The organism is Streptomyces monashensis, from assembly GCF_001866665.1.
Classification (GTDB): Bacteria; Actinomycetota; Actinomycetes; order Streptomycetales; family Streptomycetaceae; genus Streptomyces; species Streptomyces monashensis.
Genome location: NZ_MLYO01000091.1, coordinates 14,005 through 28,207, shown reverse-complemented (window position 1 = coordinate 28,207; position 14,203 = coordinate 14,005). Strand labels below are relative to the sequence as shown.

The 14,203-nt window shown below is 72.2% G+C and carries 11 protein-coding genes; 6 read left to right on the top strand and 5 right to left on the bottom strand.

Features of this window, described 5'->3' with window-relative positions; genetic code table 11:
- Positions 1 to 311 precede the first annotated feature (311 nt).
- Positions 312 to 2,465, bottom strand: coding sequence for a potassium-transporting ATPase subunit KdpB (kdpB, locus tag BIV23_RS41005; protein ID WP_071386093.1), 2,154 nt, complete (start codon positions 2,463 to 2,465; stop codon positions 312 to 314).
- Positions 2,466 to 2,777: 312 nt separating this feature from the next.
- Complete coding sequence (locus BIV23_RS41000; RefSeq protein ID WP_071386092.1) at positions 2,778 to 4,376, bottom strand: Na+/H+ antiporter; 1,599 nt, start codon at positions 4,374 to 4,376, stop codon at positions 2,778 to 2,780.
- A 247-nt stretch (positions 4,377 to 4,623) separates the two neighbouring features.
- On the opposite strand from BIV23_RS41000, the gene BIV23_RS40995 reads away from it, so the two are divergent.
- Both BIV23_RS40995 and BIV23_RS40990 read left to right on the top strand, forming a co-directional pair.
- A complete protein-coding gene (locus tag BIV23_RS40995) occupies positions 4,624 to 7,125 on the top strand; it encodes an ATP-binding protein (RefSeq protein ID WP_071386091.1) in 2,502 nt (833 codons plus the stop codon).
- Positions 7,126 to 7,135: 10 nt separating this feature from the next.
- A complete protein-coding gene (locus BIV23_RS40990) occupies positions 7,136 to 7,924 on the top strand; it encodes a DUF4118 domain-containing protein (protein WP_071386090.1) in 789 nt (262 codons plus the stop codon).
- Between the two features lie 127 nt (positions 7,925 to 8,051).
- Here the strand turns inward: BIV23_RS40990 and BIV23_RS40985 are convergent, their stop codons facing one another.
- Positions 8,052 to 8,648 (bottom strand): DNA-binding protein, encoded by a 597-nt coding sequence (locus BIV23_RS40985; protein WP_071386127.1) that lies wholly within the window; start codon positions 8,646 to 8,648, stop codon positions 8,052 to 8,054.
- Positions 8,649 to 9,276: 628 nt separating this feature from the next.
- Here BIV23_RS40985 and BIV23_RS40980 point away from each other — a divergent pair.
- Together BIV23_RS40980 and BIV23_RS40975 are read left to right on the top strand one after the other, a co-directional pair.
- Positions 9,277 to 9,684: a hypothetical protein gene (locus tag BIV23_RS40980; RefSeq protein WP_245790895.1), complete on the top strand. Its 408-nt coding sequence runs from the start codon at positions 9,277 to 9,279 to the stop codon at positions 9,682 to 9,684.
- Positions 9,685 to 9,901: 217 nt separating this feature from the next.
- Positions 9,902 to 11,020, top strand: a complete 1,119-nt coding sequence (locus BIV23_RS40975) for a methyltransferase domain-containing protein (RefSeq protein WP_071386126.1) — start codon at positions 9,902 to 9,904, stop codon at positions 11,018 to 11,020.
- 42 nt (positions 11,021 to 11,062) lie between these two features.
- Here the strand turns inward: BIV23_RS40975 and BIV23_RS40970 are convergent, their stop codons facing one another.
- Together BIV23_RS40970 and BIV23_RS40965 are read right to left on the bottom strand one after the other, a co-directional pair.
- The gene (locus BIV23_RS40970; RefSeq protein WP_143079225.1) at positions 11,063 to 11,263 is read right to left on the bottom strand and encodes a hypothetical protein; all 201 of its coding nucleotides are present in this window, start codon (positions 11,261 to 11,263) and stop codon (positions 11,063 to 11,065) included.
- A 46-nt stretch (positions 11,264 to 11,309) separates the two neighbouring features.
- Positions 11,310 to 11,831, bottom strand: a complete 522-nt coding sequence (locus BIV23_RS40965; protein WP_071386088.1) for a hypothetical protein — start codon at positions 11,829 to 11,831, stop codon at positions 11,310 to 11,312.
- 197 nt (positions 11,832 to 12,028) lie between these two features.
- On the opposite strand from BIV23_RS40965, the gene BIV23_RS40960 reads away from it, so the two are divergent.
- A complete protein-coding gene (locus tag BIV23_RS40960) occupies positions 12,029 to 13,870 on the top strand; it encodes an APC family permease (protein WP_071386087.1) in 1,842 nt (613 codons plus the stop codon).
- Between the two features lie 240 nt (positions 13,871 to 14,110).
- Positions 14,111 to 14,200 carry a K(+)-transporting ATPase subunit F gene (gene kdpF / locus BIV23_RS40955; protein WP_016434100.1) on the top strand — a complete coding sequence of 30 codons (90 nt, stop codon included), beginning with the start codon at positions 14,111 to 14,113 and terminating at the stop codon, positions 14,198 to 14,200.
- Positions 14,201 to 14,203 lie beyond the last annotated feature (3 nt).

Here is a 14,203-nt window from a genome sequence, read left to right as displayed (position 1 = left end):
GTCACGGAAAGCGGCGTCGGCGGACGCGGCGTCGGCACGGCGGGCGTCGGCGGGACGCGCTGCGGGCGCGGCGCGGGCGCTTCCGTTCAGCGCGGCGTACGACGCGGCGGCCGAGCGAAGCGAGATGGGGGCACCCCCGGCCGAAGGCTGGGGGAGGGACTCGGCGGCCGGTCGGAAAGGGGCCAGGCGCTGTTCACGCCCTCCATGGAAGCCGCGCCGCTCGGGCCGGGCAAGCCGCAAACGCCTTCCCTGACGGGGCTCTGACGTGCGCATACGTGTCCTTGACGGGGCAGCGGGCGGGCGGACGCGGGTCAGCCGAGGCCGGGTACCTGGGAGACGGCCAGGTCGATGACCTTGATGCCGACGAAGGGCAGGACGAGCCCGCCGAGGCCGTAGACGAGCAGGTTGCGGCGCAGCAGGTCGTGCGCGGAGGCGGGGGTGTAGCGCACGCCGCGCAGGGCCAGCGGGATCAGGGCGACGATGATCAGCGCGTTGAAGATGATCGCGGAGGTGATCGCGGAGGTCGGGCTGTGCAGGCCCATCACGTTCAGGGACCTCAGGCCCGGGTACGTGCCCGCGAACATCGCCGGGATGATGGCGAAGTACTTCGCGACGTCGTTCGTGATGGAGAAGGTCGTCAACGCGCCGCGGGTGATGAGGAGTTGCTTGCCGATCTCGACGATCTCGATCAGCTTGGTCGGGTTGGAGTCGAGGTCGACCATGTTGCCGGCCTCCTTGGCGGCCGACGTGCCGGTGTTCATGGCCACGCCGACGTCCGCCTGGGCCAGCGCGGGCGCGTCGTTGGTGCCGTCACCGGTCATCGCGACGAGCTTGCCGCCCTCCTGCTCCCGCCTGATCAGCGCGAGCTTGTCCTCGGGGGTGGCCTCGGCCAGGTAGTCGTCCACGCCCGCCTCCTGGGCGATGGCGCGGGCGGTCAGCGGGTTGTCGCCGGTGATCATCACCGTGCGGATGCCCATGCGGCGCAGCTCGGCGAAGCGTTCGCGGATGCCGTCCTTGACGACGTCCTTGAGGTGGATCAGGCCGAGCACCCGCGGCCCGTCCCAGTCGTGCACGGCCACCAGCAGGGGCGTGCCGCCGCCGGCGGCCACCGCGTCGGAGTACCGCTGGGCCTCGGGCGGCACCTGGCCGCCGTACCGGCGCACCCACTCGATGACCTGCCCGGCGGCGCCCTTGCGGACGGCGCACACCGCGCCGTTCGGCCAGCGCAGGTCGACCCCGCTCATCCGGGTCTGCGCGCTGAAGGCGACCCAGTGGGCGTTCGTCAGCGCACCCTGGTCCGGCGTGCGCAGGCCGTGCCGGTTCTTGGCGAGGACGACGACGGAGCGGCCCTCCGGGGTCTCGTCGGCGAGCGACGACAGCTGGGCCGCCTCCGCGAGGTGCGCTTCCCGTACACCGGGCATCGGGACGAACGCGGCGGCCTCGCGGTTGCCGAGGGTGATGGTGCCGGTCTTGTCGAGCAGCAGGGTGTTCACGTCACCGGCGGCCTCGACCGCGCGGCCCGACATGGCGAGCACGTTGCGCTGCACCAGTCGGTCCATGCCCGCGATGCCGATCGCCGAGAGCAGGGCGCCGATGGTGGTCGGGATGAGGGTGACGAGGAGGGCGACCAGCACGGTCGTGGACTGGGCGGCGCCCGCGTACGCGCCCATCGGCTGCAGGGCGACCACGACCAGGACGAAGACGATCGTGAGGGAGGCGAGCAGGATGTTCAGCGCTATCTCGTTCGGGGTCTTCTGCCGGGAGGCCCCCTCGACCAGCGCGATCATCCGGTCGAGGAAGCTGTGCCCGGGGCGTGCGCTGACTCGTACGACGATCCGGTCGGACAGCACCGTCGTACCGCCGGTGACCCCGCTGCGGTCGCCGCCGGCCTCCCGGATCACCGGCGCGGACTCCCCGGTCACCGCCGATTCGTCCACGGCCGCGACCCCGTCGATGACGTCGCCGTCGGCCGGGATCAGCTCGCCCGCCGCCACGAGTACGACGTCCAGGGGCTTGAGGTCGGTCGCGGCGACGGCCTCGGTGCGGGCGGTGGCGAGGTTCGTGCCGTAGCTCCAGTGCTCCAGCCGCAGCGCCACCGTGTCCGTGCGGGCCCGGCGCAGCGCCCGGGCCTGTGCCTTGCCGCGGCCCTCGGCGACGGCCTCGGCGAGGTTGGCGAAGACGACCGTCAGCCACAGCCAGAGGCTGATGACCCAGGTGAAGACGTCCGGGTGCAGCAGTGCCGACAGCGTGGTCAGGGCCGCACCGGCGGAGACGACGAAGAGCACCGGGTTCTTCACCAGGACCCGGGGATGCAGCTTGTGCAGGGCCTCGGGCAAGGAGCGGACGAGCTGGGCGGGTTCGAACAGCCCGCTCGGCGCCCGGCGCCGCGCCCCGCGCGCCGGTCTCGCCCGGCCTGCGCGCTCGGGGTGTGCCGACGGGGTCTGCTCGGGGGCGGCGGGAAGCATGGACACCTTCGTGCCTTCTGGAGGGGGGCAGAGGCAGCGAATCTAACCGCGCCCGCCGCCCGGTCCGCCCTGCTCAGCGGGGAATTTGCGGCACTCATACGGCGTCACCGCCGGCTCCGTCAACGCGCCGTCAAACAACGCTGAGGAGCCGTCAGGGGAGCGTCAACGATGGCCGGGGCCGGCCGGATCCGGTCGCAGACTGATCGTCGACGGGCGCAGCCCCGGACCGGACCGGCGAGGGGGTTCGCGGACGGCCGGACCGGGTCCGGGGCTGCATCCGCGGCAACAGGCCGATGCGGTACGGGAGTTCCGTCAGACGTCCGTCAGTCGGGCCTCCTCCAGGTCCAGTGCCCGCTGGAGGCGGCGCCGGGTGGTGTCGCTGATGGTGTGGGCGTCGTACAGCCGCTGCAGTTCCGTCGTCTCCACCGCTATCAGGTCGCGCCGCAGCTGGCGGTAGACCAGGTCGGCCGATTCGACGGCGGAGCCGTCCGCGCCGCCGCTCTCGGCCAGCCGGTCCCGGGCGTCCTCCAGACGGGCGGCGAGGCCGCGGCGCAGGCGGTCCAGGACGACGTCGGGGACGACCTCCAGTTCGGCCAGCTCCTCCAGGCGGGCCAGACCGGCGTGGGCCAGGTGGGAGCGGGCCCTGGCCTCCTCGCGGGCGGTGTGGGCGGGCTCCAGGGCGATGCCGGAGGCGCGCACGACCGGGGCCAGCGTGAAGCCCTGCACGACCAGGGTCACGACCACGACCGACGTGGTCAGGACCAGCACCAGCGGGCGGCCGTCGAGCGGTGTGCCGTCCTTCATGGCCACCGGGACGGACAGCGCGGCGGCCAGCGGCATCACGCCCCGGGTGCCGGCCCAGGTCAGCACCACCGGGATCCGCCAGTTCGGGCGGCTGGTCCCGCGGGTCCTGCGGCCGATCCCGCCCTTGCGCTGCACGACCGCCGACAGCGGCGCGAGCCACAGCAGCCGTACGGCGATCAGGGTGGCGGCGACCGCGAGGGCGTACAGCGGCCAGGCCCGGTCGCCGTGGGCCAGCGCCCGCACCTGCGCGGGCAGGGCCAGCCCGATCAGGCTGAACACCACGCTCTCCAGCAGGAACACCACCGTGCCGTAGACGGCGTGCAGTTGGAGCCTTATCCGGGCGTTGGTGAGGCGGTCGCCGCGGCCGCCGAGGACCACGCCCGCGACCACGCACGACGTCACGCCCGAGGTGTGCGCGACCTCGGCCAGGAGGTAGGCGGCGTACGGGGTGACCAGTGCGATCACCGTCTCCAGCACCGGGTCCTCGGTGCGCCGCCGGATCAGGGTGATCACACCGGCGACCGCCGCGCCGATCACCGTGCCGCCGCCCGCGAGCAGGAAGAACTCGCCGCCCGCCGAGCCCCAGTCGGCGGCGGCCGAGGCGACGGCGATGCCCGCCGCCACCCGGACCAGCACCAGCGAGGTCGCGTCGTTGAACAGGCTCTCCGCCTGCACGAGGACCTGCACCCGCGGCGGCAGCGCGAGCCGGCGGCCCAGCGCGGTGACGGCCACCGGGTCGGTGCTGGCCAGCACCGCGCCCAGCACGAACGCCATCTGCCAGGACAGCGGGGTCACGTACGCGGCGACCGCGCCGACGGCCGCCGCCGAGGCGAGGACCAGCCCTACGGCGAGGATCCCGACCGGCTTCCACACCGCGCGCAGCTCCCGCCAGGGCATGTCCTCGGCGCTCGCGTACAGCAGCGGGGGCAGCACGACGAGGCCGATGATCCGGGGGCTGATCGCGATCTGCGGGGTGCCCGGCAGCAGGGCCACGGCGAGACCGGCGACCACCAGCAGCGAGGGGGCGGGGATGCGCCAGCGGCGCGCGAAGGTGGCGACCAGCGTGGCGAGGACCACGAGGGCGAGAACCGTACCGACGCTGCGCATGCCGTCCCCCGGGGATGCGGAAGGGGATTGCGGAAGCCGCTCCGGCCCCCGGCCGACCAGACTTCCCGGCACACCTGACGTCACCCTATCGGGCCGGGCCCCATCAAGACAGTGTCAAGGTCCCCGGGGCACCCGCCAAGGAAGCGCTAACGGGCGCGCGGGCGGCCCGGCGACGCGGCTTCCTTTGGGGGAGGAACCTTCGAATCGGTCGAACAGTCGGATCAGTGAGCGGAGCGCGTCGGCGGCGATGAGTGACGTACGGCCCGGACGACTGAAGGTCTACCTCGGGGCGGCCCCGGGGGTCGGCAAGACCTACCGCATGCTCGACGAGGGACGGCGCCGCGCCGCCCGCGGGGCGGACGTGGTGATCGGGTTCGCGGAGTGCCACGGGCGGCCGCGGACCGAGGCCATGCTCGACGGCCTGGCGGCCGTGCCCCGGGCGTCCTGCTCCTACCGGGGCGGGCAGTTCGAGGAGATGGACCTGGCCGCGGTGCTCCGGCGGCGTCCGCAGGTGGCGATCGTGGACGAGTTCGCGCACAGCAACATCCCCGGCGCCGGCCGCAATCCCAAGCGCTGGCAGGACATCGAGACCCTGCTCGACTACGGGATCGACGTGATCACCGCGCTGAACATCCAGCATCTGGAGTCCCTGAACGACGTGGTCGAGAAGATCACCGGGGTGCCGCAGCACGAGACCGTGCCGGACGAGGTGGTGCGGCGGGCTTGGCAGGTCGAGCTGGTGGACATTCCGCCCGAGGGGCTGCGTCGGCGCATGGCGCACGGCAACATCTACGCCCCGGAGAAGATCGACGCCGCGCTCGCCAACTACTTCCGGCCCGGCAATCTGACCGCGTTGCGGCAGCTGGCGCTGCTGTGGACGGCCGACCGGGTGGACGAGGCGTTGCAGGAGTACCGGTCGCAGCACGGCATCGGCCGGGTGTGGGAGACCCGGGAGCGGGTCGTCGTGGCCCTGACCGGCGGGCCGGAGGGCGACACGCTCGTCCGGCGGGCCGCCCGCATCGCCGACCGGTCGGCCGGCGGGGATCTGCTCGCCGTCCACGTGGCCCGCAGCGACGGGCTCGCGGCCGGCGGGGTCTCGCACGCCTCCCTGGCCCGGCAGCGCCGGCTCGTGGAGGACCTGGGCGGCAGCTACCACTCGGTCGTCGGCGACGACGTGGCCACCGCCCTGGTGGAGTTCGCCCGCGCCGAGAACGCCACCCAGCTCGTGCTCGGCACCAGCAGACGCGGCCGGCTGGCCCGCTTCCTGACCGGCCCCGGCACCGGCGAGACGGTCACCGAGCTGTCCGGGGACATCGACGTCCACCGCGTCACCCACGAACGCTCCGGCCTCGGCACCCTGCTGCCGTCCCGCCGCCGTACGCTCTCCACGGCCCGGCTGATCGCGGGCCCGGTCGCCGGACTGGTGCTGCCGGTCCTGATCACGGCCCTGCTCGCCCAGCTCCGGGGGACGCTGAACCTGACGTCCGAGGCCCTGCTGTTCCTGCTCGCGGTGGTCGGGGTGGCCTGCATAGGCGGCGTGACGTCGGCGGTCATCGCCTCGATCACGGCGTCCCTGCTGCTCAACTACTGGTTCATCCCGCCCATCGGCGCCTTCACCCTGGACGATCCCAACGCCCTGGTGGCGCTGACGGTGTTCGCGGTCGTGGCGGCCACCGTCGCCGCCGTGGTCGACCGCTCCCTACGGCTGTCCCGCCGCTCCACGCGGGCCACGGCCGAGGCGGAGACCATGTCGTCCCTGGCCGGCAGCATCGTGCGCGGCGAGGCGACCATCCCGGCCCTGCTCGAGCGCACCCGCGAGACCTTCGGGATGGACTCGGCGGACCTGGTCGACGAACCCCCGGACGCGGCACCCGGGTTGACGGCGGTACCGGCCGGCCCCGGCGCCTGGCTCGCCCTGCACGGCCGCACCCTCTCCTCCTCCGAGCGGCGGGTGCTGGCAGCGTTCGCCGCGCACGTGGGCTCGGCCGTGGAGCGGGCCCGGCTGGCGCAGGCGGCGGCCGAGGTGGAGCCGGTGAAGGCCGCCGACCGGCTGCGTACGGCGCTGCTGCGGGCCGTCGGCCACGACCTGCGCACCCCGCTCGCCGCCGGCTGGGCCGCCGTCACCTCGCTGCGCAGCCGCGACGTGACCTTCACGGCGGAGGACCGCGAGGAACTCCTGTCCACCGCCGACGAGTCGATGGCCAAGCTGAACCGCCTGGTGGAGAACCTGCTCGACCTCAGCCGCCTGGAGGCGGGCGCGCTCACCCTGAACCTGCGGGCCACCTCCCTGGAGGAGGTGCTGCCGCAGGCCCTGGCGGACGTGCCGGACGTCGAGGTGGCCGACGTCGAGGCGATCCCCGCGGTCCTGGCCGACCCGCCGCTGCTGGAGCGGGTGATCGCCAACCTGGTCGGCAACGCCGCCCGGCACACCCCGCCCGGCCGGAAGGTGCTGGTCACCGCGAGCGCGCTGGCGGGCCGGGTGGAGCTGCGGGTGGTGGACCGGGGGCCCGGACTGCCGGTGGACGACAGGGAAAGGGTCTTCGAACCGTTCCAGCGGCTCGGCGACACCGACAACACCACCGGCCTCGGCCTGGGCCTCGCCCTCGCCCGCGGCCTGACCGAGGCGATGAGCGGCACCCTCAGCCCCGAGGACACCCCGGGCGGCGGGCTGACGATGGTGGTCTCGCTGCCGTTCGCGGCACACACGATGGGTGCCGCACCGACCGAAGAGAGCGTGCACAGAGCGTAGGAGGCGCGTGATGAGTGCTGTGATCGGCGCATGGAGGCCGCATGTGACGGCGCCGTCGGCCTGGGCGCCACGGGACCGCTGGGCCCTGACGGCCGGCCTGACCGCACCGCTCCTGGTGTCCCTGGCCCTCGTCCCCTTCCGTACCAGCCTGCCGCACGCGAACGCCGCCCTCGTGCTCGTCGTGGCCGTGGTCGCGGTGTCCGCGCTGGGCAGTCGTACGGCGGGCGTGGTCGCGGCGTTGTCGGCGGCGGCCTGGTTCGACTTCTTCCTGACGCCGCCGTACGAGACGTTCGACATCACCGCGTCGGGTGATGTGGCGACGGCGGTGCTGCTGCTGGCGGTGGGCGTGATCGTCTCCCAACTGGCCGCCCGCGCACGACGGTTGAAGGTCGTCACGGTCACGGACGAGGCCCATCTGTCCCGCATCCACCGCACGGCCGACCTGGCGAAGTCGGCGGGTTCGACGGAGACCGTGGTCGGCCACGTCCGCGGTGAACTCACCGAGCTGCTGGGCCTCACCGCCTGCCGCTTCGAGTACGGCACCCTGCTCGGGCAGCCGCCGCGCCTGTGCGCCGACGGCAGCGTGAGCGTGGGCCGGCGGGCATGGGACGTCGACACCGCCGGCTGGCCGGCGGGCGAGATCGAACTGCGCGCCTACGGCAACGGCCACTACCTGGGCCGCTTCATGCTCACCCCCGGCCCGGGCGCGGTACCGCCGCTCCAGGCCCGCCTGGTCGCGGTGACCCTGGCGGACCAGACGGGAGCGGCACTGGACACGGCGGGGCCGGTACGGAGGTGAGGGCAGGGCTGTCAGCGAGGTGTCTCGCCGAGCGGGACCCTGAGCCAGTCCGGCGACAACGACGGCGGAAGCGGCCGGAACCAGGCTGTTCGCGGCCGGAGCGTCCGGGTCGTCCTCGTCGTCGTGCCTAGCCGTTACCCTCCTCTTCCCCTACGGGAGTGCCCCGGCTCCACAGCTCTTCAGCGTGTTCCGCGAACCGCGCGAACATGCCCGCGTCGCCCTGTCGCCGCAGATGCAGAAGCGGGGAGTCGTGTCCTACCAGGCGGGCCAGGTGAGGGGTGACGAGTGCGTCGTCGTCGAAGCGGAACACGGACAGGGACACGTGGTTCACGGCGTCCTCGGCGCTGCTGTAGCGCGTCTCCAGACCCGGTGGAGTCCCGAGCCGGTCAAGGTGCTCCAGCGTGATCCGAATGCGCGTGGACACGCTCAGCGCGACGTCTTCGATGGCTTCGCGCTGTCGTGTCACCTCCCCTTCCGGATCGCCGAGAAGGAACCGCACTCTCACGCCCGCCTCGGCCTTCCGGCGCAGGGTCTCGGGGAACTGCGGGATCTGAGTCCAGAAGAAGTAGTTGGTGTAGCCCGCGAGGAAGATCTCCGATTCGGCGCTGTCGATGAGTCCGGACCACACGGCCCCGGGGCAGGCCGAACGGTACGGGTAGCTGTGAATGATCTCGCGGTCGGTACCGGTCTTGATGCGATCCTTCACGGTCTGTGGCCACAGCATCTCTTCATCCACTCCCAACGCCCGCGCGGCGTCCTCACGGTTCCTTGCGTGCGGGGTCAACGCAGCGTCCCCGAGCCATCGTTCCACTTGCTTCGGCGATACCCCCACCCGGTACGCCAGCTGTCGCGGTGTCAAGCCCGCTTCGGTCAAAGCCGTCCGCAGAACAGTATTCAAAGTCAACCCCCATGACGCAGACGTTTGGGCCTTCTTCGACCCTAGTCACGGAAAGCCCAACTGTCCGCGGGTATGCGGAGATACGTCCACCAGGGAAGTGCACGATCCCCTTCATGACTGAGCCGAAGCGATATGCAGGGCGTTCCATCAGGCCGTTTCACAGCACCGCTCGCCTTGTCGGACTGCTGCTGCGGCTATTGCTCCCCGCGCAGGGGCGCCGCCGGGCACCCGCCTCACGCTCCGTGCCACCGCCACGGGACCCGTCGACCGCTTCTCTCCCGCGTATCCCCATGCTGCGAGGTGAGGACAACAGCCTTGTCCGCCCCTACCTCGTCGCACACGAGCGGTGTGAGGAGAAACGGCGACAGCGAGCGCGGCGGCGGACGCTGGTGCTCGCAACGTACGGAATCGACATCGGCCCGCGCTGGATTCACGGCGTGGAGATGCCGACCTGATGGGCTACGACCGGAACAGCCTCCCCGCGCCGTCTCCCCGTTTGCGACTGCTGCCGTGGGAGACCGACACCGGAAAGCCGTGCTTCCTGTCCACCAACGGCAAACCCGGTGCCCTGGCCCGGATCGCGGACAGGATCGAGGCAGACCAGTTGCGCGACGGTGCTGTCGTCCTCAAGGGCGCCCAAGCCGTCTTGGACGACTGCAAGGCGGGCCAGTACGCGGTACGTCTGGCTCTGCGGGCAGTTACACAGTCCCTCGGCGATGTGTTGCGTATCGCCGACAGCAGAGGCGCCCGCCTGTCACGACCGGGCGACGCCGACGACTGTGAGGGTGATGAGCAGGACGACGACCACGGGCCGTACGCGACCAGGGGTCGAGGTCACCGAAGTCAGGCAGGACCCAACTGAAGTGAAGGAGAGGGCGATGAACGTACGCATCGAACTGCACGTCCAGCTCGGCGAGAGCGAGGGTGACGGTCACCCCAGCCAGCCAGCCCTGGCAGCCCCCGCAGGACCCGCCGAGCCCCGACGGTTCCTCGCCGGAGGGAGACGGGAAGCACCGCAAGTGACACCCGAGGTTCTGCGTACGGACCGCCCCGGCGGTAAAGAGCTGGGGCGGGTCCTCATGGAATCCGGCGCGCTGTCCTCGGACTGGGCGCCTACCTTCGCGGCCGTCGACCGGGCCGCGTTCCTGCCGGATCTGATGTGGCCGTACGACCTGGAGACCCGTGCGAGCACGACCGTCGACAAGCGGGAGGACCCGGACGCCTGGTACGCGGCGGCGGACCGCAACGTTCCCATCGTGACCCAGTGGGACGACGGCGCACACCAGGGCCCCGCCCCGGGGAAGCTGTCCACCAGCTCCTCATCCATGCCCACCGTGGTCTATGCCCTCCTTCAGGACCTGGGCGTGGACGGGGGAATGCGCGTGCTGGATGTGGGCACAGGCACCGGCGAGACGGCCGGCGCACTGACCCACCTACTCGGGCCCGGCAATGTGACGACCATCGAGGTGGACGGGTCGGTGTCGGGGGCGGCCCGTGAGCGGCTGTGCCGGCATGGCCTCTACCCGGAGGTGGTCGTGGGCGACGGGTTCGAGGGCCACCCCGACTCGGCCCCGTACGACCGCATCCTGGCCACTGTCGGCGTCCGGGATATCCCGGACGCATGGGTCAGACAGATCCGGCCCGGGGGGATCATCCTCGCCCCGTGGGGCACCCACTTCGGCAACGCGGACGCCGTGGTCCGCCTGGAAGCCAGGGGGGAGAGTGTCACGGGCCCCTTCACTCAGTCTGTGGAGTTCATGAAGCTCCGCACGCAGAGGGGCCCGACGGTCCATCACACGGACTACCTCTCGGCGAGTCCCATGGAGGAAGCAGCCCGGACCGCAACCGGGGTCACCGAGGAAGAGTTCGTCACCGGCCAGTACACGGCTCTGCCGTTCGTCCTCGGCCTCCGGGTACCCGCCTGTCGCCAAGCCGTGGCGGAGAAGCGGGACGGCGCACGGCCCGTGTGGTTCTACAGCCTGTCGGATCTCTCCTGGGCGTGCGTGATGTTCAGGGACGGGGAGCGGGAGGCGGAGGTCTGGCAATCAGGCCCGCGCCGTCTGTGGGACGAGGTGTCCACCGTCTATCACTGGTGGCGGGACCGGGGGTCCCCCGACGTGACCCGGTTCGGACTCACAGCCACCGCGTATGGTCAGCGTGCCTGGCTGGATGACCCGAAAGAGTCCTGGCCGGTGTGATGCCCCGAGCGGCCCGCCTTCGGGGGTACTGGGCTGAGGGGCTCAGCGTCGGCGCCGCCCAGGAAACAGTGCACCCATCACCCCGCACACCAGCGCGCCGAGGAGCAGGCCGCCCCACGGCGGCCCGCCCGGCCGATGCGTGAGCGCCGCGTAGGCGAGGAAGCCGAGGCCGCCGCCCAGCAGGAAGCAGCCGAAGCCGCGCAGCCCCAGCCACCAGCGGGGACGAGCCGTCCGTACGTTCATGCCGGACATGGTGCACGGCACCGGATCCCGGACCTGCTCCGGCCCCCTATTCCAGCCCCGACGCCCTGAACACCCCCAGCGCCGTCTCCCTCTCCACCCGGGAGGACAGGCGGTGCAGCGCGGTCTCGCCGCACAGCAGCAGTCCGTCGGACGTGGCCCGTCGGGCCCCCTCGGCGAGGTGGTGCCACAGCTGCGGGTTGCGGAGCAGGACCTCGGGGGCGATCTCGACCCGGCCGTCCAACGCGTCCCGCAGCAGCAGCCGTTGGGAGACGCCGTCCAGGACGCGGACCGAGATCAACAGGTCGGTGCGGACCCGGTGTTCGCGGCCCAGCCGGCGCGAGGCCAGCCAGTTCGGGCCGGCGGTGACACGGGCGGGACACAGCACGGCGAAGAGCAGGACGGAGAGCGCCAGCCACAGCGTCGTACGCCACGGGGCGGCACGGCCGGTGGCCCAGTCGAGCAGGAGCAGCAGGACGAGGGGCACGGCGGCGCAGCGGACGGCGCTCCACCGCTCCCGTGCCCAGTCCCGGTCGTTCGCCGTCTCACCCGACGTCTCAGGGCGTCCCATACCGCTGACCGTACCGACCTGCGGCTACGGACCGGCGTTCGTTGACACGGCCCTGACGCGGACACGCGTCAAGGTCACGTCAAGACGGACCGGTTGGGCGCGAAGATCCCGCAAGGACCGGTCGGCCGCGAACGGAAACGGACAGAACCTGGGTGCGCCCGCGCACGCAAGGCCGCGCATGAACAAGGAGCACGCCCATGTCCGTCCTGACCACCGAGCAGCCGGATGCCGTTCCCGCCGGCGAGGAGCCGCCTGATACCGGCGAACGGCACCGGCTGACCGCCGTCACGGGGCTCGCCGCCCTCTCGCTGGACGCGATGGCGTCGGTGGCCTACGGCCCCGAGGCGATCGTGCTGGTCCTCGCGGCCGCCGGTGCGCACGGACTGGGCTTCACGATGCCGGTCACGCTGGCCATCGCCGCCCTGCTCGCCGTGCTCGTGGCGTCCTACCGGCAGGTCATCGCGGCCTTCCCGGACGGCGGCGGGTCGTATGCCGTCGCGAAGACGCATCTGGGCGCGCGGACGAGCCTGGTGGCGGCCGCCTCGCTGGTGCTGGACTACGTGCTCAACGTCGCCGTCGCCGTCACCGCCGGCGTGGCGGCCCTGACCTCCGCCTTCCCCTCCCTCTACGCCGACCGGCTGTGGCTGTGCCTGGCCGTGCTCGTCCTGATCACGGGCGTCAACCTGCGCGGCATCGTGGAGTCCGCGAAGGCGTTCATCGTGCCGACCGTCGTCTTCGTCGGCTCGATCCTCGTCCTCATCGGCGTGGGGCTGTTCCGCTCCCACCCGGTGAGCACGGCGACGGCGGCCGGGCACGCCTCGGTCCTCGCCGACAACGCCTCCGCCGTGGGGACGCTGCTCCTGCTGAAAGCATTCGCCTCCGGCTGTGCCGCGCTGACCGGCGTGGAGGCCATCGCCAACGCCGTGCCCTCCTTCCGGGTGCCGCGCGTCCGGCGGGCCCAGCGGGCCGAGGTCGCGCTCGGCGCCGTACTCGGGCTGATGCTGATCGGCCTGTCGGTGCTGATCGGCCGCTTCCATCTCCAGCCGGTCGAGGGCGTCACCGTCCTCGCCCAGCTCGCGGACGCCTCCTTCGGCCACAACTGGGCCTTCTACGTCGTCCAGTTCGCGACGATGCTGCTGCTGGCCCTGTCCGCGAACACCTCCTTCGGCGGGCTGCCGGTGCTGCTGAAGCTGCTGGCCCGCGACAACTACGCCCCGCACGTGTTCGCCCTGAAGGCCGACCGCCAGGTGCACCGGCACGGCGTCCTCGCGCTCGCCGTCGTCTCGGCCGCGCTGCTGGTCTTCTCCGGCGGCGACACCAACACCCTGGTGCCGATGTTCGCGATCGGCGTCTTCGTCGGCTTCACCATCGCGCAGGTGGGCATGGTCCGGCACTGGTGGCTCCAGCGGGGCCCCGGCTGGCGCGGGAAGGCGCTGCTCAACGGCTTCGGTGCCGTCCTCACCGGCGTCGCGACCGTCGTCGTCACGGCGAGCAAGTTCACCGAGGGCGCCTGGCTGATCGTCATCGCGCTGCCGCTGCTGGTCGTCGCCTTCGAGGCCGTGCACCGCGCCTACGGCCGGATCGGCGAGCGCCTCGGGCTCGGCCGGATCCCGCAGGCCCCGCACCGCGACCGCTCGCTGGTGGTGGTGCCGGTGTCCACGCTGTCCCGGCTGACCTCCGAGGCGCTGACCGCGGCCGCCTCCCTCGGCGACGAGGTCCGCGCCGTCACCGTGTGCTACCCGGACCCCGAGGACCGGGCCCACCTGCACGCCCTGGAGCGCGCCTGGGCCGACTGGGACCCCGGGGTGGAGCTGGTGCGGCTGTCCTGCGCCCGGCGCACCCTGGGCAGGCCCATCGCCGCGTACGTCCGCGAGGTGGCCGCCGCCGAACCGGGCACCCGGGTCACCGTGCTGATCCCGGAGGCCGAGCCGGAGCGGCTGTGGCAGCGGCTGCTGCAGAACCAGCGGGGCGCGGTCGTCGCCCACGCCGTGCGCCGGGAGACGGACGCGGTGATCTGCCGGCTGCGCTTCCGACTGTGATCACAGGGCTACCCACCGGTATGGGCCAGGGGTCGTAAGAGAGCCGTCAAAGGCGTCGGCGCGGCCGTATGAGAGCCGTCAACGGGGGGTCGGATCCGGCCACACAGGCGCTTTCCTCGTACACGTCCGATGCAACCGAACCTCACTCCAGGAGTTCGCGATGGCCGATCTGGCCTTCGTCGTCACCGTGCTCGCGGGTTTCGCGCTGGTGGCCCTCGTCGCCAAGGGGGTGACGAAGCTGTGACCGCCGAGAACATCGTCGGCCTCGTCGTGGCCGTCGCCCTGCTGGGCTATCTCGTCCTCGCCCTGATCTTCCCGGAGAGGTTCTGAGAA

Coding starts and splice junctions, on each gene's coding strand:
- BIV23_RS40980 (WP_245790895.1), top strand. CDS start 9,277: ATGGGCTACGACCGGAACAGCCTCCCCGCGCCGTCTCCCCGTTTGCGA.
- BIV23_RS40965 (WP_071386088.1), bottom strand. CDS start 11,831: ATGGGACGCCCTGAGACGTCGGGTGAGACGGCGAACGACCGGGACTGG.
- BIV23_RS40985 (WP_071386127.1), bottom strand. CDS start 8,648: ATGCTGTGGCCACAGACCGTGAAGGATCGCATCAAGACCGGTACCGAC.
- BIV23_RS40960 (WP_071386087.1), top strand. CDS start 12,029: ATGTCCGTCCTGACCACCGAGCAGCCGGATGCCGTTCCCGCCGGCGAG.
- BIV23_RS40975 (WP_071386126.1), top strand. CDS start 9,902: ATGGAATCCGGCGCGCTGTCCTCGGACTGGGCGCCTACCTTCGCGGCC.
- kdpB (WP_071386093.1), bottom strand. CDS start 2,465: ATGCTTCCCGCCGCCCCCGAGCAGACCCCGTCGGCACACCCCGAGCGC.
- BIV23_RS40990 (WP_071386090.1), top strand. CDS start 7,136: ATGAGTGCTGTGATCGGCGCATGGAGGCCGCATGTGACGGCGCCGTCG.
- BIV23_RS41000 (WP_071386092.1), bottom strand. CDS start 4,376: ATGCGCAGCGTCGGTACGGTTCTCGCCCTCGTGGTCCTCGCCACGCTG.
- BIV23_RS40970 (WP_143079225.1), bottom strand. CDS start 11,263: ATGAACGTACGGACGGCTCGTCCCCGCTGGTGGCTGGGGCTGCGCGGC.
- BIV23_RS40995 (WP_071386091.1), top strand. CDS start 4,624: ATGAGTGACGTACGGCCCGGACGACTGAAGGTCTACCTCGGGGCGGCC.